The organism is Micromonospora sp. NPDC023633 (genome assembly GCF_040640035.1).
GTDB lineage: Bacteria > Actinomycetota > Actinomycetes > Mycobacteriales > Micromonosporaceae > Micromonospora.
Genome location: NZ_JBFABB010000024.1, coordinates 12,568 through 29,493, shown reverse-complemented (window position 1 = coordinate 29,493; position 16,926 = coordinate 12,568). Strand labels below are relative to the sequence as shown.

The 16,926-nt window shown below is 70.9% G+C and carries 12 protein-coding genes and 1 pseudogene; 5 read left to right on the top strand and 8 right to left on the bottom strand.

Annotated features, from left to right (window positions below; genetic code table 11):
- Positions 1 to 92 precede the first annotated feature (92 nt).
- The gene (locus AB0G13_RS10295; protein ID WP_357871764.1) at positions 93 to 1,517 is read right to left on the bottom strand and encodes a hypothetical protein; all 1,425 of its coding nucleotides are present in this window, start codon (positions 1,515 to 1,517) and stop codon (positions 93 to 95) included.
- A 65-nt stretch (positions 1,518 to 1,582) separates the two neighbouring features.
- Here AB0G13_RS10295 and AB0G13_RS10290 point away from each other — a divergent pair, with 65 nt between their 5' ends.
- Positions 1,583 to 2,863: a hypothetical protein gene (locus AB0G13_RS10290; protein WP_357871761.1), complete on the top strand. Its 1,281-nt coding sequence runs from the start codon at positions 1,583 to 1,585 to the stop codon at positions 2,861 to 2,863.
- 1,003 nt (positions 2,864 to 3,866) lie between these two features.
- Here AB0G13_RS10290 and AB0G13_RS10285 read toward each other — a convergent pair.
- From AB0G13_RS10285 to AB0G13_RS10265, 5 genes and pseudogenes are all read right to left on the bottom strand, one after another.
- Positions 3,867 to 9,635: a helicase-related protein gene (locus AB0G13_RS10285; RefSeq protein WP_357871884.1), complete on the bottom strand. Its 5,769-nt coding sequence runs from the start codon at positions 9,633 to 9,635 to the stop codon at positions 3,867 to 3,869.
- Between the two features lie 95 nt (positions 9,636 to 9,730).
- A complete protein-coding gene (locus AB0G13_RS10280) occupies positions 9,731 to 10,144 on the bottom strand; it encodes a hypothetical protein (protein WP_357871881.1) in 414 nt (137 codons plus the stop codon).
- A gap of 685 nt (positions 10,145 to 10,829) precedes the next feature.
- Positions 10,830 to 11,366 (bottom strand): annotated as a pseudogene (locus tag AB0G13_RS10275) (hypothetical protein); the annotation flags it as partial.
- Positions 11,366 to 11,665 carry a hypothetical protein gene (locus AB0G13_RS10270; RefSeq protein WP_357871758.1) on the bottom strand — a complete coding sequence of 100 codons (300 nt, stop codon included), beginning with the start codon at positions 11,663 to 11,665 and terminating at the stop codon, positions 11,366 to 11,368. The pseudogene AB0G13_RS10275 and the gene AB0G13_RS10270, both read right to left, overlap by 1 nt.
- Before the next feature lie 297 nt (positions 11,666 to 11,962).
- Positions 11,963 to 12,235: a recombinase family protein gene (locus AB0G13_RS10265; protein WP_357871756.1), complete on the bottom strand. Its 273-nt coding sequence runs from the start codon at positions 12,233 to 12,235 to the stop codon at positions 11,963 to 11,965.
- Positions 12,236 to 12,393: 158 nt separating this feature from the next.
- On the opposite strand from AB0G13_RS10265, the gene AB0G13_RS10260 reads away from it, so the two are divergent.
- Positions 12,394 to 13,266 carry a hypothetical protein gene (locus AB0G13_RS10260; RefSeq protein WP_357871753.1) on the top strand — a complete coding sequence of 291 codons (873 nt, stop codon included), beginning with the start codon at positions 12,394 to 12,396 and terminating at the stop codon, positions 13,264 to 13,266.
- Positions 13,267 to 13,340: 74 nt separating this feature from the next.
- The gene (locus AB0G13_RS10255; protein ID WP_357871750.1) at positions 13,341 to 13,847 is read left to right on the top strand and encodes a hypothetical protein; all 507 of its coding nucleotides are present in this window, start codon (positions 13,341 to 13,343) and stop codon (positions 13,845 to 13,847) included.
- Positions 13,848 to 13,955: 108 nt separating this feature from the next.
- On the opposite strand, the gene AB0G13_RS10250 is transcribed toward AB0G13_RS10255, so the two are convergent.
- Entirely contained in the window at positions 13,956 to 14,750 is a 795-nt protein-coding gene (locus tag AB0G13_RS10250) for a protein phosphatase 2C domain-containing protein (RefSeq protein ID WP_357871746.1), read from the bottom strand.
- A gap of 8 nt (positions 14,751 to 14,758) precedes the next feature.
- The gene (locus tag AB0G13_RS10245) at positions 14,759 to 15,529 is read right to left on the bottom strand and encodes a GntR family transcriptional regulator (protein WP_357871743.1); all 771 of its coding nucleotides are present in this window, start codon (positions 15,527 to 15,529) and stop codon (positions 14,759 to 14,761) included.
- A 271-nt stretch (positions 15,530 to 15,800) separates the two neighbouring features.
- On the opposite strand from AB0G13_RS10245, the gene AB0G13_RS10240 reads away from it, so the two are divergent.
- The gene (locus AB0G13_RS10240) at positions 15,801 to 16,349 is read left to right on the top strand and encodes a sigma-70 family RNA polymerase sigma factor (protein ID WP_357871740.1); all 549 of its coding nucleotides are present in this window, start codon (positions 15,801 to 15,803) and stop codon (positions 16,347 to 16,349) included.
- Positions 16,346 to 16,921 carry a histone-like nucleoid-structuring protein Lsr2 gene (locus AB0G13_RS10235; RefSeq protein ID WP_357871737.1) on the top strand — a complete coding sequence of 192 codons (576 nt, stop codon included), beginning with the start codon at positions 16,346 to 16,348 and terminating at the stop codon, positions 16,919 to 16,921. The genes AB0G13_RS10240 and AB0G13_RS10235 overlap by 4 nt, the downstream gene beginning before the upstream one ends.
- The last annotated feature ends 5 nt before the right edge of the window (positions 16,922 to 16,926 follow it).

Genomic DNA, 16,926 nt, shown 5'->3' with positions numbered 1-16,926 from the left:
TGGGTGTTGGTGCGGGTGACGCGCGCTGCGTGGCGGCTGGAGCAGGCGGAGCGGGAGCGGGGGTGATCGCTGGTGTCCGCCGGCCTCCGGCGCTAGGGGGTAGTGGTGAGCGCGAGCTCCAGTGCCCGGTAGGTGTAGGAGCCCGTGGCGGCAAAGCTCTCGTGCTCGCGGGCGCGGGTGAGGAACCGCTGGAAGACCTCGGTACGGGCCGGCCCCAGGTGGGCGGTCTGATTCCACAGGTCGACGGCGATGGTCTCCATCAGGTGCGCGGTCCGGCACTCGTAGTTCTCGACCCAGGCGGTGAGCGCCGCGCTCAGGATGTCGAGGGTCAGAAACGGCGCGTGCTTGACCAAAAGTTGCCCCACCGTCTCGCCCACTCGCCAGCCACCGGCCTGCGTCAGGTAGCCCGGGATCAGCTCGGCGAAGTACCGGTCCGGGTACGCCGCGGCAACCGTCATCTGGTCCCACCAGCTGTGGGCGAGTAAGTGCGCCTCCAGCTTGGGCAGCCGCTCCCGGACCAGCGGGCTGCGCACGAGACCCAGGGGTGTGATCGCCTCAACCGCGGTCAACCGCCCCGGGGCGCTGACGGGCACCTGCACGACCAGGTCCTGCAGCCGGTTGGTTAGGCCGTCGTCGACGAGGTCCCAGAAGTAGTCCGCGTTGACAAAGCGAATGAGCGCCCGCATCTGGGCCTGACCGTCGACGGTGCGGAATCTGTCGCGCTGCCCGATCATGGCTTCCCGGACCAGGGCCCGGTTGCGGGCGGCGAACGCCTCCAGCGCGGCGGCCATCCGGTCGGCGTGCTCGATCGCTGGCAGCAGGCCACCCGGGTCCAACTCAAGCAGGGCGCTCTTGGCGGCGAGCTGGATGATGCGGCGCTGGGCGGCGGCGCGGACCCGGTCGAAGAACGCTGCCTGCAGGTGCGCCGGCGTCGGGGAGAAGCTGGAATCGCAGATATAGCTCTTGAACTCCTCCAGTGCCCGGCTGCCCTGCGTCGGTGGATGGGTGAGCAGGGCGGTGAGCGCGACGACGAGATGCCCGCGCGCCACTTCAGCGTGGGGCTCGTAGGTGCCGCCGTGCAGCCGCAGGGAGGGGTGTACGCATAGGTTGCGGTCCTCCTGGATCCGGCTGAGCTCATGGGAGTCGATCGCGTCGATCAGTTCAAAGGTCTCCGCGTTGGCGAGCAGGTCGGCCTCGATGGCCTGCATGGCTTTGACGCCTTCGCGGTTGAGCCCGTGAGCCTGAGCGTTGGCGACGGCCGTCCGGAACGGAATGGCGGTCGCGTCGCCGTCGTCGGCCAGCCCGATCACCTTCGTGATGATGTCGGCGGTGACGGCCGTCCACGTGGCGGCGATGCTGGCCCGGTACGCGCCCGCGTTGTAGCAGCGCAGTGCCTCCCCGGCCAGGCGCCGGGTCTCCGGGTTCCATACCTGATTGACCAGCGTGTCCAGGTCCGCCATCAATTGCCTCCGCCGCCTGCCCAGAAACCGAGGAAGCCATCTCACCATCTGCGGCATCCGCCGTTGCTGTCGGTATGAGGGCGGGAGTCGCGTGCGGTGACGGTGTACCGGAACATGGCGGCATGGATGCCGCGGCGAGGCAGAAGATCGAAACCGTTTCTCAGCTGCTGCTGAAGGCGGGCAATCAGCACGGGGCTCGGCTGTTGTCACTGGTGGACGAGGTGGAGATCGGCACGGGGGAGCCCTGGGATCCCACTTCAGTCGTGCTGCGTGTTCGTCCGTTGTTCCTGGGGCTGTTCCGTCCTGCTGACCTCGACGCGATCGCGGCGGGGTTCAGCCAGCTGAAGGTCTTCGGACGGCAGAACGACGAGCACCGGGTCACGGTCGCGCCGGCGCTGGCGGATCCGTTCGCGCCGATGGGTCTGGGCAGCGGGACGGAGACCATGCAGCTGTGCGACGCGATCGCCGAGGCCCTGCACCCGGTGAGCGCGTACAAGCTGCCGGACGTCTGCCGCTCTTTCGGTCTCGCCGACGGCGACAGTGATGAGGCGATGGGCAGCAAGCGCGCCTATGTGCGCCACCGCATCAGCGACTGGTCGCTCGACCAGCTGCTGCGGCTGGGCAATGCCGTCGTCGAGCAGCACTACCTGCCGTTTCTGTGGGGCCTGCTGCAGGTGTCCGCGGGCAGCCGGACCGGCGTCATACCGGCGTTCAAGAATTTGATCTTTGCGGCGGATGGGCCCAAGCCCGAGCTGAGGCTGGTCGACGCCGTCAGCAACACCATCGAGATCACCAGGAACGCGGAGTTCTGCCTGGTCTACGACCGTCCACTCACCGGTGATGAGTTGACGTGGGCGGATCTGGTGACATGGTGGGCGGCCTCCCCGGCCGGACAGGGCGCCTCCGGGCAGGAGGCTGCCCGGCAGTTGTGGCGTCGGCTGTGGCGCTCCCTGGACCGCGACAGGGACCCCGAGGCGGACCCCGGTCCTGAGCGGCAAATGTTCCGGGTCTACGGGGAAGTACTCGCCAAGTACGGCGACCATCTCCCGGCGCTGATTCCCCAGGTCTACCTGCACTATGACCCGTACACCCGTAGCCAGCAGCGGGCGGCGGGGCCGTTGCCCCGGCAGCGGATGGACTTCCTGATGCTGATGCGCGGGCGCCGGCGCCTAGTCCTGGAATGTGACGGCAAGCAGCACTACGCCGATAGCCGCGGGCAGGCCAGTCCTCGTCTTTATGCCCAGATGGTCGCCGCCGACCGGGAACTGCACCTGGCCGGGTACGAGATTGTGCGCTTCGGCGGTGCCGAGTTCCAGTCGGCGAAGCAGGCCGGCACGATGCTGCACCGGTACTTCGTCCGGCTGCTCGCCGCCCACGGTTACCTGGCCGACAGCGAGGCCTGATTCCGCACCGCGCTGACGGCGAACCTCGGGTTGCTTATGCGGCGCCGATGTCCTGCTCGGTCCAGCCGGCGGACCTCTATGCGATGGGTGCCGGGGACGGCGAGCTGCCGCCGTCCCCGGCCCGGCTGACTACCCCTCGGACGAGAAATCCACGACACTGCGTTGACTCATTCTCGCCCCTGGAGCAGTCTCACCGTATGCTCGGCTCGTATCGTTCCGTAGCGCACTGTGCGCTACAGAACGATACAGAGCGGTACACGAGGCCGATCGCTCCGAGTTTCCAGGCCCGAGCGATGGCTGGTTCCGTTGGTGGTTCACCTGGCCTTATGGGTCAGGTGGGCCCACCTGCGGTGGAGCCGGTCAGGGTGCTGACCAACATCACCAGGTAGTAGAGGATCTTCAGCGCAGTCGCTGTCCCCTCGCCCGCGTCCCGCCACCAACCGGTGCCCGTTCGCGGACCGTGGCCCGAAGGCCGTGCCCTGTGCTTCGCCACCAACCACCTCCATCGATCTGTGGATCTTTCGTCCCCCGCGCGCGTTCAGGGACGATCAGTTCCACACTGGAGGCCGTAGCGGCTTGCCTCGCGAAGCCTACTTTGCGAACACGACACGACCGACACTCCGAACCGAAGGGCGGCGTGTCGTGACGCCGGGCGGGCCCCCTACGTTGGTTGATCTCGACCGGAGAGCATCCCGGTAGTCGAACCCAACCTGTAGGCGACTTACGCCCGTGTGACTACTGCATGTACGCCTCACATTGCAGTTGTTTTCACTGGCTAGGTCAAGTTGGCCGGTGTGTCCGGCGCGTCACCGGATTCCGTGCAAAACCGCCACAGCGGACTGTTTGAGCTGATGGCGGACCTAGTACGCCTGTTTCAATCTGCCGCATCCCTCGCATGGCGACCGGGGGTAGATCGGTGGCAAGCCGACCCGGACCGCAGCGCCGGCCACGGCGCGAGGACCGGAAGCGGCGCGGCAGCACCTTCTCTGACCGCGCCTACCTCCTACCGGGCGGATTCCGGTTCCGCCGCCGGGGCGGGGCTGCGCGCCGCCGATGCTGCGGGCCGTGTCGACGCCGGCGACGGCACGGCGGTGGTGGCGGCCGGGAACGCGGTGGCCGCGACCGCCGCGGCATCGGCCGGCCGCGAGTCGGGCACGGTGTCCTGGTCGATGCGGGGCAGTGGGGTGAGTTTGCTCCACACGAGTTGGGCCAGGCCGTCACGGAACGCCTCGTTGCCGTGGAGTTCGGTGAGGCGCCCGACATCGGCAGGGTCGTCGAGCTGACCGATAGCCGCCGTCATCGCGGTGGTGAAGGCGGCGGCGAAGGCCGGCTCGTCACCGGATCGAGCGGCGGCCTGGACGTGGTCGACGCGCACGGCCTGCCGGGTGCAGGCATCGAGCAGGGCCCGGTCCGCCTGAGTGGTGGCCGCGACGATGGCGGCCGGCGTCATCGGGCTCACCGGCTGCGGTTGGTCCGGCTCGACGTCACGCTGCGGCGGCGCGGTGGGGGCCGCCGGCGCCGGTGGCGGGGCAGCGCGGACGACCTGGTGCACTGCCTGCCCGGCGGCGCTGTAGAGGGCGTGGCGCCAGTCCGGCTCGTCGCACCGGAGCATCACGGCCACGGCCATCTCCGTGTTGCCGGGGTCGGCCAGCGCGTGGCTGAGCGCGGTGTCGAACGTGGCGGCGAAGGTGGGCAGATCGGTGGTGCGGGCGGCTTCCTGGATGGCTCTGTCGCCGGCGACGTTCTGCACCCGGCGTTCGAGCCAGCTCTGTTCGTCGGGGGTCAAGCCCTCGCGCAGCTCGGCCGGCATCCAGTCGGTGACCGTGACTGGCACGGCCGGCGGCGCGCTCGGCGTGGGTGGTGGTGGGGCGGCCATCAGGTCGATGACGGCGTTGATGGCGCGGAGCCGGCGGCGGGTGTCCAGCAGTTCGGCGCGGCGCGGGAAGGGCTGGTCGAGTTGCTCGACGGCCCGGTCGATCTCGTCCTGTTGCTGATCGATGCGCGCCTGCACGGTGGCCCGGGTGCTGTCGAGGTCGGTGAGCTGGTTCTCCAGGCGGCGGACCAGGCCGGTCGGATCACCCTCGATCGCGGCGGTGAGGCTGATGGTGGTGGAGGAGTCGGGGATTCCGTGGAATTTCAGCGCGACGAGCATGCCGTCGCGGCCGGTCCAGAACACCGCGTCGACGCGGAAGCCGCCGAGCTCTGCCACGCCGTCGGCTTCGCGCTGGTCGGTGGAGGCGAGGCCCTGGGAGTGGGCGGTCAGGGCGTGTTGCAGGGCCCGGCCGGCCTCGGCGCGTTTGGTGAACCGGTGTCCGGCGACGGTGGCCGCGAACTTGTCGCCGCGGGTGTCCTGGCGGCGGCTGATCGCGTCGTCGAGGACGTCGACGCGGCGGGTGTCCTTGACGATCCACGCCTTGAGGTCGCCGATCTGTCGGCGCAGCGCCGCCTGGGTGTTGTGGTGGGCGCGGTCGGCGCGGTCCAGGCGGGTGAGGTCCTGGGCGACCTGCTCGCGGTCCATCAGCAGCGGGTTGCCGGTGGCGATGGCCTTGATCTGGTGCGCCTGCAACGTCTCGTCGCTGACGTCCTCGATCTCGCGGGCGGAGGTGCCGCGCATGAGCTGGTCGATGAAGGTGCCCTTGCGGGCCACGGTCTGCCAGGAGAAGGCGTCGAAGCTGCCGGCGACGACGTAGCGGTAGATGCTGACCTCGGGGTTCTGGTTGCCCTGACGCAGGATGCGGCCCTCGCGTTGGGTCACGTCAGCCGGCCGCCACGGGCAGTCGAGGTGGTGCAGCGCGACCGCGCGGGCCTGGACGTTGGTGCCGACACCCATCTTGGCGGTGGAGCCGATGAGCACGGCGACGTCGCCGGAGCGGCAGGCGTTGAACAGGCTGGCCTTCTTGGCGTCGGTGTCGGCCTCGTGGATGTAGCGGATCTTCTCCCGGGGCATCCCCCGCTCGACCAGCAGGTCGGCGAGGGCGTCGTAGACGTTCCACTTCTCCGGGTTGGGTGTCGACTGGTCGCAGAAGACGATCTGCAGGGCGCCCGGGGTGGGGTGCGGCACCGGCGTGGCAGCGTCGGGGTTGAGCAGGTAGACGGTGTCGCTGGTGTCGCGCCAGATCGCCGCGATGCGGTCGGCGGCGGCGTCGATCTTGCCGGGGGTGTTCTGCTCGCCGCCGATCAGGCGCATGTCCAGGGAGGCGGCGCGGGCCTCCCCGGAGACCTTGAGCATGTTGTCCTGCTCCGGCTCGACGCGGCGGTTGCGGATGTCGTCGACGCGCTCGTCGAGGCTGGAGATGAATTCCTCCAGCTCGGGTGACGGGTCGAGCGTGACGATGTGCGGGGCGCGTTCGCCGTCGTCGCGTTGGGTCAGCAGCGGCGTGGGCAGCGCCAGGTCCTCGGGCGTACGGACGTCGCCGTAGGTCCGCATCATCAGCGACAGCTCGGGCACGTTGGTGTACTTGGCCAGCCGGGCGCGCATCTGGAAGCCCTGCCCGGTCGGCGACACCTCGATCGCGGTGACGACCTTGGCGAAGGTGGCCGCCCAGGTGTCGAAGTCGCTGGTGCCGGTGGCCGCCAGCAGGTCCGGCCGGAGTTGGCGGGTCACCACGTACAGCTCTCGCACGCTGTTGGCGATCGGGGTGGCGGTGGCGCCACACACCACCCGTAGGCCCTGCTTGCGGCGCAGGTAGCTCAGCTTCATCCGGAAGTCGACCGCCCGGTCGGAGCCCTCGTGGCCGGCGTCGGGGATGGCGCTGTTGATGGTGTCGTTCTTCAGCTCGTGCAGCTCGTCGCGGTAGATGAAGTCGATGCCGGTCTGCTCGAACGTGACACCCGGATCCCGGGCCTTGCTCAGCTTCTCCTTGATCCGTTCCTCTTTGCGCGCGAGGGTGTTCTGCAGCCGCTTGACGGTGCTGTTCCGCTTGGGGCTCTCGCCGTTTTCGATGGCCTGCTCACCGGCGCGGACGATCTTCTCGCGCAGCTCTGCCAGTTCCTCGTCGAGGAAGGCGCGCTGCTCGTCCGGGGACAGCGACAGCCGCTCGAAGAACGAGGCGGCCATGATGATCGCGTCCCAGTCGCCGGTCGCGGCCCGGGCGACGAAGCGGCGCCGCCGCTGGGTGCTCATGTCGTCGCGGCCGGCGGCCAGCAGCCGGGCCCGGGGGTAGATCTGGAGGAACTCGCGGGTGAACTGCTCCAGCATGTGGTTGGGCACCACGATCGCCGGCTTGTTGACCAGGCCGAGGCGGCGCTGCTCCATCGCGGAGATGGCCATCACGGCGGTCTTGCCGGCGCCGACGGCGTGGAACAGGCCGACCGCCGGTTCGGCGACGATGCGGGCCACCGCCTCCACCTGGTGCGGGCGGGGCACGAAGCCCACCGCGATGCCCGGCAGCGACCGGGTCACCCCGACGTAGGAGCGCGGCACGGTGGCGTTGAACAGCTCGTTGTAGCGGGTGGCGACCTCGGCGGCCCGGTCCGGGTCCTCCCACACCCAGGCGCCGAAGCGTTCCTCCAGCTCGATCGCCTTGGCCTGCGCCGCTGCGGTGGCCTCCACGTCGAGGGCCCGCTTGCCCTCTTCCACCTCTACGAACACCCGGATCGGGGTCTTGGTCAGCAGCCGCTGCGCCAGGTCCGGCGCGGCCATGCCCGACGTGCCCCAGGTCGAGCAGGCCAGCACGCCGGCGCGCAAGCCGCGGACGCGCCAGTCGGATCCGCCGACGTGCTCCACCCGCAGCCCCGGGTCCCGCAGCGTTTCCCGCAGGAACTGCTCGACGAGGGCGGCGGGCAGGAACGGCGCACCGAACGCCGCGTCGATCTCGCCCGGCCCGAGGTCGCGGGGCACGACACGGTGCAGCGCCCGCACGTTGGCCTCGAAACGCGGGTCTTCCTCGGCGGCGGCCTGGGCGGCACGCAGCTTGACGCGCACGTTGCCCGACAGGTACTCCGGGGCCTCCACGAGCCGCCCCGTGTCGGGTTCGTCGTAGACCAGCTCGCCGAGCGCGGCGCGGGCCTCCGGCTCGCTGACACCCAGCAGCCGGGCCACCTCCGGCAGCCGGACCTCGCCGTGGGTGTCGACGCAGATCGCGAGGGCGTCCTGGGGGGTGTCGGCGCCGAGCTGCGGTGCCCGGGGCAGGATGACGCGCCGGGTGAAGATGTCGGCCTTGGTGGCGCGCTGGGTCGGATCGTCGAAGTGTTCGAGGGCGTACACGGTGGCGGCGTGCGGGTCGGTCTGCCGGAACTTGCCCATCGGCGGGTTGATCCGGGCCATCTTCGGCTCGCCGGTCTCCGGGTCCGTGCGGCCGGTCGGGCGCCGGGTGTACCGGTTGAGTGGCCCGTAGACGGCCACGTAGGCGTCGTAGCGGTCGTTGAGCTGCGCGCGCAGCGCCGCCGGCGTGCCCTCGGCGGCCGGGCCGCCGTGCTCGTCACCGTCGTCGAGAGTGGCCGCCTCAGCGGACAGCAGGGCGGTCACGGTGTCACGCAGCCCGAGCAGCGCCCGCAGCTCGTCGGCCTGCGTGGCGGGCACCTCGTGGGGCACGACCTGACCATCGGCGACTGTGGTGAAGGTGCCGTCGTCCAGGGCCTCGATGTGGCCCTCGGCGCGATCGGTCGGCGCGAGCACCGCCAGCGGTTCGGCAGGCCGGTCGGCGTCGTCGCGGGGCGTCATGGCCAGCCCGTCGCGGCGGGCCTCGTCGACGACGTCGCGCAGTACCCGCGCCAGGTCCTCGGCCGTGTCGCCGCCCGCACGCACGATCAGCTCGCCGTCGCGGTTCATGCCCCGCCCCAGCACCATCTCCCCGAGCACCCGCTCCGGCCGATCGAGGAAGTAGCCGTTGACGTGCTCAGGCTGCTCGGCGTCCGTGTCGAGGTCCAGGGGACGGGTCTGCTCCCAGGTCATCGCAGCAGGCTCACGGTCCGGCTCGCGGCGCCGCAGGATCAGCAGGTCGGTGATGGCCTGCGTACCGGCGGTGGCCTGGTGCGCGCCCGAGGGCAGACGCACCGCGGCAACCAGGTCGGCCAGCGCGGCCATCTCCCGCCGGGCCGTCGGGTGCCGGGCGTCCATCGTGAAACGGGAGGTCAGCACCGCGACCAGCCCACCGGGCCGGGTCAAATGCAAGCTCTTGATGATGAAGTGGTTGTGCAGCGAATGCCGGCCCGGGTTGTGCCGCCGGTCGACCAGGGGCAGCCGCGCGAACGGCACATTGCCCACCGCCAGATCGAACGCCCCGGACGGGGCGCGGGTCTCAGCGAAGCTCTCGGTGCGGATCTCCGCGTGCGGGTACAGGGCGGCGGCGATGCCGGCGGTCACCGGGTCCAGCTCCACGCCGACCATCCGCGCCGAGGCCGGGGCCAGGCCGATGAAGTTGCCGGACCCGCAGCCCGGCTCCAGCACCGCGCCGCCGTCGAAGCCCAGCTCCCGCACCGCGTCCCAGATCGCCTGCACATAGGCGACGTCGGTGTAGTGCGCGTTGAGGACGGTGCGTTCCGCTGCGGCGTACTCCGCCGGCGACAGCAGCTCCCGCAACTCGGCTCGCTGCTCGGCGAAGCGGGCGTAGTTGGGGTGGTTGGTGCGGGCCTCGAACACCCCCGCCACCGCACCCCACCCGGACCAGCGGGCCAGCACGGTCTGCTCCTGGGCGGTCGCCGGCCGCCCGGCGGCCTGCACCTCCCGCAGGGTTCGCAGAGCGGCCAGGTTCGCCCGGAGCTTGGCCATCTCGCCGGCGGGCGCCAGGTCCTGCTGGCCGCTCGGCCGGAACGATTCCGTGGCATCAACCACCGCGGCGTCGGGCGCCGGGTCGTCGGGCGCCGGGTCGTCGGCGGCCGGCCCGGTGGTATCGGGGCCGGCCGCGCCGACGTCGTCGACCGGATCGGCTACCGGGTCGGTGGCACCGGTTCGTCGTTCTGGTCGGCCTCTTCCTGCGCGACCCGCTGCCACCACGGGTCGTTCGGGTCCTCCACCAGCGGCGTCCACGTCGGGCTCGCCGGCGTCGTCGACGCGCTCGGCGTCTCGCCCGGCGGGCCGTCCGTCGCCGGGTCGATCAGGATCAGCTCGGGCAGGATCTCCTCCTCCGCCGTCCGCTGCGCCGCGTTCAGCCGGCCTAGCTTGCCGAGGTAGCCCTCGTCCGGCAGGTCCGGGCCCGCCAGTTCCCTCGCCCGCTGCTCGATCTGCTCCGCCGCTTGCTCCCCCAAAGTCGAGAAGAAGCTGTTCGGGTCCTCGATGGTCGCGTACCGCTGGGGCAGGTACGTCTGCCAGTGCCTCTGGGCCTGAGCCCCGTACCGGTTCATCCCGCGTCTCCGTCTCTGCTCGCTGCTGCTCCGGTGCTGCTGTGGGCGGCTGGTCACCAGGAGCGGATGGAGGGCCGTTCGTGGCGGCGGCGCCGCTGAGCATCACCGGTGCCGGCGCGTCGACGGCGGTGTCCGGGGTCGTGGTCGCAGGTGCCGGTGGCGTGGGCATGACGGGCACGCCCAGCCGTTCAGCGGCGTACGAGGCCCACCGGTCGACGAGATCGGCGGGCTGCCCGTCGAGCATGGCGCGGATGGAGTCGGCGGCCACCGCCCGCCCCTTCGGCGTGACGAACCCTCGGGCGGCCCGGGCGACCCGGCTGGTAACCGCAGCCTCCACCAGCGGGTGGGACTCCACGACGGCGCTGGCGCCGGAGTAGGCGTACCCGAGCGGCCCTGGCCTGCTCGGGTGGCGGGCCACGGCAGGGGCGAGCAGTTGGTAGGCCCGCTCGGCCTGCCGGTCGTGCTCGTTGTCGAGCACGACGGTGACGCCGGCCGCCGTGTCGGCGTGCGCGGTGAGCGCGGCGACCTGCGAGCCGGTCAGCGTGGGCCCGGCGGGCGCCACCACCAGCGGCGCGTCCTCACCCAGCTCGCCGGCGCGCTCGGCCAGAGCGATGGCCTCCAACGCGCTGCGGGCCACGACGGCCCGGCCGGCCCGCTCGGGCTGCTCCGCCAGGCCGATGAGGCAGTCAGCCGGCCGGTAGACCGCCGTGGTGGGGCTGTGCAGCACCGGCGCCGCGTCGGTCGCCGCGCCAGGCGGGGCGTAGCCGACCCACCCGACGACCGGTGCCCCGGCAGCACGGTGGTCGCGCACCCCGACCATCACCCGGTTGCGGAACCGGTCGACCAACTGCCCGCCGCGGCTGGTCGCGGCCAGGCCACTGGCCACGATCTCGGCGTCAGAGAACCCGCGCCGCCGCAGTTCGTTGACGACCGCTGCCGGCCGGTCCGGGGCGTATCCCACCGTCCAACGCCCGTCAGTCGGCACGCCCTGTGCCGTCAGCCACCGCGATGGCCCTGGCGCGTCGTCGAGCTGCTGTCGGTAGACCTCGGCGGCGACGGCCTGAGCAGCGAGCAACCGCTGCCGGACAGCCTGGTCCACGGGCGGCGCCGGGGCGGGGCCGGCTACCTGCGCCGCCAGGGACTCCGCCCGACTCGCCAGATCATCGACCCGGTCCGTCGACGCGACGATCCGCTCGACCGTCGTGTCACGAGGCGCAGCCATCACCGGCCCTGGCCCGCGCCACCACCATCTGGCAGCAGCCCCGCCGCACGCAGTGCCTCGAACACCCGCTGGTGATCGCCCAGCACCCGCACGATCGCGTCAATCTGGTCCTGCAACCCGGTCAACGCCGCGTCGACGTCGCGCTCTGGCGTGGCCTGGCTGTGCGGCTCGCTCACGATTCCCCCGGCATGATCGTTTCCGAGCACATCAAGGTAGCCGGCCGGCGCATACGCCGCACCCCCGTTGCCGCGCCGCCGGTGGGCGCACCGGGGCAGCGCCCGCGCGTCGGTGCGGGTCAATTCCCGCCGGTAGACCGGCGGAAGAACGACGCCTCCGGCGGGGCCTCTCTCGGAGATGCCCGGGGGAGGACCGCCGGCGCCAGGTGGGTGAGTGGTCACCCAAGGGTGGGATCCCCTCGCGCCGGCCGCCCAGAGGGCTACCAGACCGTCTCCGGGACGACCAGGCCAAGCCGCTTCGCGGTCGGCTACGCCGAGCCTGGCCGTCCCGGAGCCGGCCCGGTCGATCGGAGATCGGCCGACACGAGGAGATCCCACCCCACCCCCGGCACCGCGCGCGGGCAAGCCCGCAACCCCGCCCTACGCCGACTCTTGCGCCGCGTCATACCGGGTCAGCACGTAGCTGACGCTGCTCTTGGCCCACTTGCCCTTGCCCGACGGGGTCGGCACCTGCTCGGCGTTCAGCCTCTCGGCGATGGCCGCCAGCGACAGCCCTTCACCGCGTAGTTCCGCCACCCGGGTGGCCGAGGGCGGCACCGGTGCCGGCGGCCGGCCCAGCCGCACACCCCGGTCCCGGGCCGCTGCCATCCCCGCCGACACCTCGGGCCGGCGCGTCTCAGATTCGCTGCTCATGCCCCACAGCGTACGGCAAAAAGGTACAGAAAAAGACCCCCTGAAGCAGCTTTTCCTGTACCTTTTCCTGTACGATAGAGAGGCAAGGAACGGTCCGGCCAGGTGGTGGCTCACCCGGCCGGACCAGGAAGAACAACCCCTCTGCGAAAGGGAGTTCCATGACCCAGCGTACGACGATCCCGGCCCGGGAGACCATGACCAGCACCCACACCCGGCCTGCCCAGCTCGCACCGGTCCGCATCGGCCGAGGCCGCGTCGTCCACCTCGGCAACCTGAGCAGCATCACGGGCCCGGCCGGCGAGCCCCGCTACGTCGCCGGCTCGTGCGGGGCCAGCACCCGAGGCGACAACGTTTCGGTCGGTGCCGCCGTCACCGCGCCGATCGACTGCCGCACCTGCACGCGCTCCAACCCGGTCCGCGTGGCCTGGATCAACGCCACGGTGATCGCGGCGACCAGCGAGCCGGTGACCCTGCCGCACACCGGACTGACCGTGCCGCACACCCAGCTCCGCGTCGACGGCCCCACCCAGCCCGGCCCCGGCCGTGCGGAGCAGAACCGGCTGTACCTCGGTGCCCGCTTCGTCGGCTGGATCACCACCTACCCGCGCCACCCGCACCGCAGCACCACCTACCAGACGAACTCCCTCGGAGGAAGGGAACTCGACGAGTACGCCCAGCAGTGCCGGCTGTTCAACGGCGAGCCCGCCACCGTCGCCGACGTGCTGGCTGAGCTGGTCCGCGAGCACATCACCGCGGCAGCCGTCGCCGAGCGGCTGGCCGCCTCCCGCACCCCGGTCCGGCTCATGCAGCACATCCGCGACGGCGACGGCCAGCCCGCCGGGGCCCCGTACCCGACCACCTACGCCAGCGCCAACGCACCGCTGACCACCGACCCCACCTGGCACCGCGCGGTAGCCCGCGCCCTGCACCGCGACTCCCCCGCCGGCCCCGGCCAGCACTGGCAGATCTGGACCCCCACCGGCTGGACCCGCCTGCCCGACGTCGTCGACGTCGACCAGGACCTCGGCTGACCGCACCCGTGCCCGGGCCGCCACCGGCCCGGGCACGGGGACGCCGCCCGACCAGCAACGACGGGGAGACCACCATGACCACCAGCCACCGGACCGACGCCCGCACCATCCTCGCCACCGCCACCCCGACCACCCACCGCCCACTGCTGGCCTGGGCCGTCGGAACCCTCGCCCGCAGTCACGCCATCCACCCGCTGACCTACTGGCGCACCCGAGACGCCCGACGACTCGCCCCGGAGTACGAGGGGCAGACACTGCCCGCCGGCCGGATGCTCCGGCTCGACCGGACACGCATCGAGATCAGCGACGGCAACCTCCACCAGCCACTGCGACTGACCTGGACCGACCTCGGCAACGTGCTCGACAGCGGCCGAGTCGCCGATGACCTGATCCGCCGCTGCGAGCAGGCCGTCATCGCCTGGCGCGACCACCCGGGCGGATTCCGGGGAATCGGCTGGAACGACGTCGTCGACGCCTGCGGCCGCGCCGGAGACGCCGTATGGGCAGCGTGCCGGCCAGCCGACCCCGGCGAGCAACTCGACCTGTTCGCCGTCGCAGGCACGGAGAGCACGGAGAGCTGAGGCCAGCCGTACCAGAACGGACGGAAGCTGCGACCCGGGCGCGGACCGGCCGAACGTGAGTCGGTCCGCGCCCGGGCGGCCGCCGTTATCCAGCCGGCCTAGTCATGATCACGCACCTGTTACCCGCATGACGACTACGGTCGCGTCGTCATGACGCTTGCCTCGCCAGCGCTCCGGATTTGGATCGCTGTGTTCGGACTCCCGCACCGCACGGATGAGCGACTCGGGACCATCGGACTCGTGCAAGGCCATGACAGTTTGCCAACTCCACCCGTAGCGCTCCGTGAGGCGGGAGATGCCATCAGAGCAAAGAAGGACTCGGGTTGCTGCACGCTGGGGCAGCGTGCCGACCAGGGCATGCTCAGCCGCAGCAGGCGACGACCCCAGCACCCAGAAGCCGCCCGGCTGGTTGCGGACGGTGGCGACATAGGCCGGTGAGTAGGTGCGTATTCGGCCCTCGACGATCGGTGCATCCGGTAAGTGGTCAACCCGGTCGTCGATGACGGTCGTGTAGTTGTCCTGGCCTTGGTCAATAACCACTGCGCAGTCTCCGACCACCAGCCAGTCGATCCGGTCTTCGCGGACCCGGACGATCGCCCCCGTTGCTCCTGGTGAGAGCGGGTCGCTGAGGTCACAGGTGGAGCCATGGTCGGCCATGGTGGCCTCTACAGCAGACCGGACGATCGTGGTGAGTGGCTGCTCAGGCTGCTGGTTTAAGCAACTGCTGAGGTGGATGCCGAGTCGGGCAACGACCCATGTGACCGGGTGGATGCAGCCGCCTGTCTCACCGGGGTATCGGCCGGCACCGTCCAAGACCAAGGCCCACCCGTCGCCGACGGCAAGGTGGTCTTCGTTGGTGCTGTTCGGCGCCGCTGTAGTGGCGGCCGTATAGGTGATGTGCACGTGCCGCCTTAGTCGGGGATCTTGAACCGGTACGACATCTCGACCATATCGCCGGCGATGACGGCAAGCATGACTTCGACGGGGCGGCCGGTGACGTCGTACGTGGTGCGGGTCAGGTCCACGACCGGAGTTCCCGCTGGCAGGCGCAGCGCAGCACTTTCTGGGCCGGTGGGCATGCGGATCGCCCACTCCTCCGTGATCTCGTCCAGCTCGTAGCCCGCCTCCTCCAGCCGCGCGAAGCTGCCGCCGGGGCCGGTGTCTTCGTCCTGGATCTGCGTGCCCTTGACCACGCCGAGCTCGAAGTACGAGTCGGCGAGCTGGTTGGGCCTGTCGTCAACGAGGGTGGTGCGCCGTCTCACCCAGACCGGGGTGCCCGTCGGGATCTTGAAACGTTCGGCGACCGCAGCGGGTGCTGGCGTCTCGGCTAGCTCACGCAGCATCTGACCAGCGGTGTGTCCTTGAGCCGTTGCCTCGGCAGTCAGGATCGCCTGCCCTGACCTCCAGCGACTCTTGGCGTACCTGTCGATGCCATGCCGACGGGCAGACGGACGTTCTCGGACGAAGGTGCCCTTGCCCTGAACGGTGATGACCAGCCCTTGCTGCTTCAGCAGGTCGATCGCTTTGCGGGCCACAGCAAGGCTGACGAGGTTGTCTGCCGCCAGCTCGTCGAGCGTGGGCAACCGGTCTCCCGGGCTGTGGACGCCCGTTTCGATCTTCAGCCGAATGTCGTCAGCGACGCGGACTTGTAGGGGTCGAGCGTCTGTGGGGCCCGTACTCATGGACACAGACTAGACCGTCTGAAGGTCTGCATACAGAAAAGCTTGACCTGTGACCGATGGGCGACTTAACGTGGTCCGCACGTTGATAGGTCTGCATACAGACCTCGGACCTTTCTTTGGCCACTGCGGTGACCAAAGAAAAGGCCCCGGCGGGATTGGGCCCCGCCGAGGCTGCGGCATCACACCCAAGGAGGCTCAGATGCCAGCAATGAGGGTACGTGCTGCCCGGAGCAATCCGGAGCAGACCCCAACCCGATCGATGGCCGGCGACGTGTCTGTGCTGGTAGCGCGGGCGCAGGCCGGTGACGCGGAGGCGTTCGGTCTGGTCTACGACCGGTACGTCGACCAGGTGTTCCGATCGATCTACCGGCGGGTCTCGGACCGACAGGCCGCCGAGGACCTGACCTCGGAGACGTTCCTGCGGGCGCTGCGCAACCTGGCCAGCTTTCGGCGACCGGGCGGCGACTTCGGCGCCTGGGTGGCCACGATCGCCCGGAACCTGGTGACCAACTACCAGGCGTCGCACCAGCGTCGCGAGCGGCCGGTGGCGGAGCTGCGTGACGCGGCTCCGGTCGACCAGGCTCCGACCCCGGAGGCCGCCGCGATGGCGAGCCTGACCCGGGAGACGATCCTCGCGGGAATCGAGCAGCTCAACCCGGACCAGCGGCGGTGCATCACGCTGCGGTACCTGCGGGAGCTGTCGATCGAGGAGACCGCCGAGGCGCTGGGCAAGACCCCGGCGGCGGTCAAGTCGATGCAGCACAAGGCGCTGCGGGCGCTGCGCGGTCTGCTGTCGACGACGGCGGTGATGCCGGCATGAGCACGATGACGCCGCTGAACAGCATGGACCGGGCCGCCGCTCTGCGGGCTGCTCAGGGACAGCCGGCTCCCGCTCAGCGGATGCCGATGGGCATCCGGGTCAAGAGCCCCACCACGCCGGCTCCGGCCGCCTCGGAGACCACCTCGGCCACGCCGGCGACCCCTCGGGGCGTGGAGGACGTGCTGCGCATCGCCGCCGGCAGCAGCGCCGCGCGGACCCGCAAGATGGCCGAGCGGATCAACCGACTGGTGCAGGAGCTGACCGAGCGGGTCAAGGCGGAGGAGGCAACGCGCCAGGAGCGCGAGGCCGCCGAGAAGCGACGCCGCGAGCTGGCCGAGGCTGCGGAGAAGTTGGCGGGCCAACTCGCCGAGGTGCGCCAGAAGCTGCGGGCGACCGGCCGCCGCGATTCCGTGGACTCGCCGCCGCGTAACCGCCGTGAGGGCGCCGCCCAGCGGGCGGCGATGCGCCAGTGGGCCGTGGCAAACGGCTACGAGGTCAAGGAGCGGGGCCGGATCTCGCGCGAGATCTGCGAGGCGTACGCCGCCGCGAACGCGTCGGAGGTGGCCCAGTGAGGGCG

Excerpts from the sequence above, each read along its gene's own strand:
- AB0G13_RS10255 (WP_357871750.1), top strand. The coding sequence starts at position 13,341 with ATGACCACCAGCCACCGGACCGACGCCCGCACCATCCTCGCCACCGCC.
- AB0G13_RS10245 (WP_357871743.1), bottom strand. The coding sequence starts at position 15,529 with ATGAGTACGGGCCCCACAGACGCTCGACCCCTACAAGTCCGCGTCGCT.
- AB0G13_RS10260 (WP_357871753.1), top strand. The coding sequence starts at position 12,394 with ATGACCCAGCGTACGACGATCCCGGCCCGGGAGACCATGACCAGCACC.
- AB0G13_RS10280 (WP_357871881.1), bottom strand. The coding sequence starts at position 10,144 with ATGAACCGGTACGGGGCTCAGGCCCAGAGGCACTGGCAGACGTACCTG.
- AB0G13_RS10295 (WP_357871764.1), bottom strand. The coding sequence starts at position 1,517 with ATGCCGCAGATGGTGAGATGGCTTCCTCGGTTTCTGGGCAGGCGGCGG.
- AB0G13_RS10265 (WP_357871756.1), bottom strand. The coding sequence starts at position 12,235 with ATGAGCAGCGAATCTGAGACGCGCCGGCCCGAGGTGTCGGCGGGGATG.
- AB0G13_RS10290 (WP_357871761.1), top strand. The coding sequence starts at position 1,583 with ATGGATGCCGCGGCGAGGCAGAAGATCGAAACCGTTTCTCAGCTGCTG.
- AB0G13_RS10235 (WP_357871737.1), top strand. The coding sequence starts at position 16,346 with ATGAGCACGATGACGCCGCTGAACAGCATGGACCGGGCCGCCGCTCTG.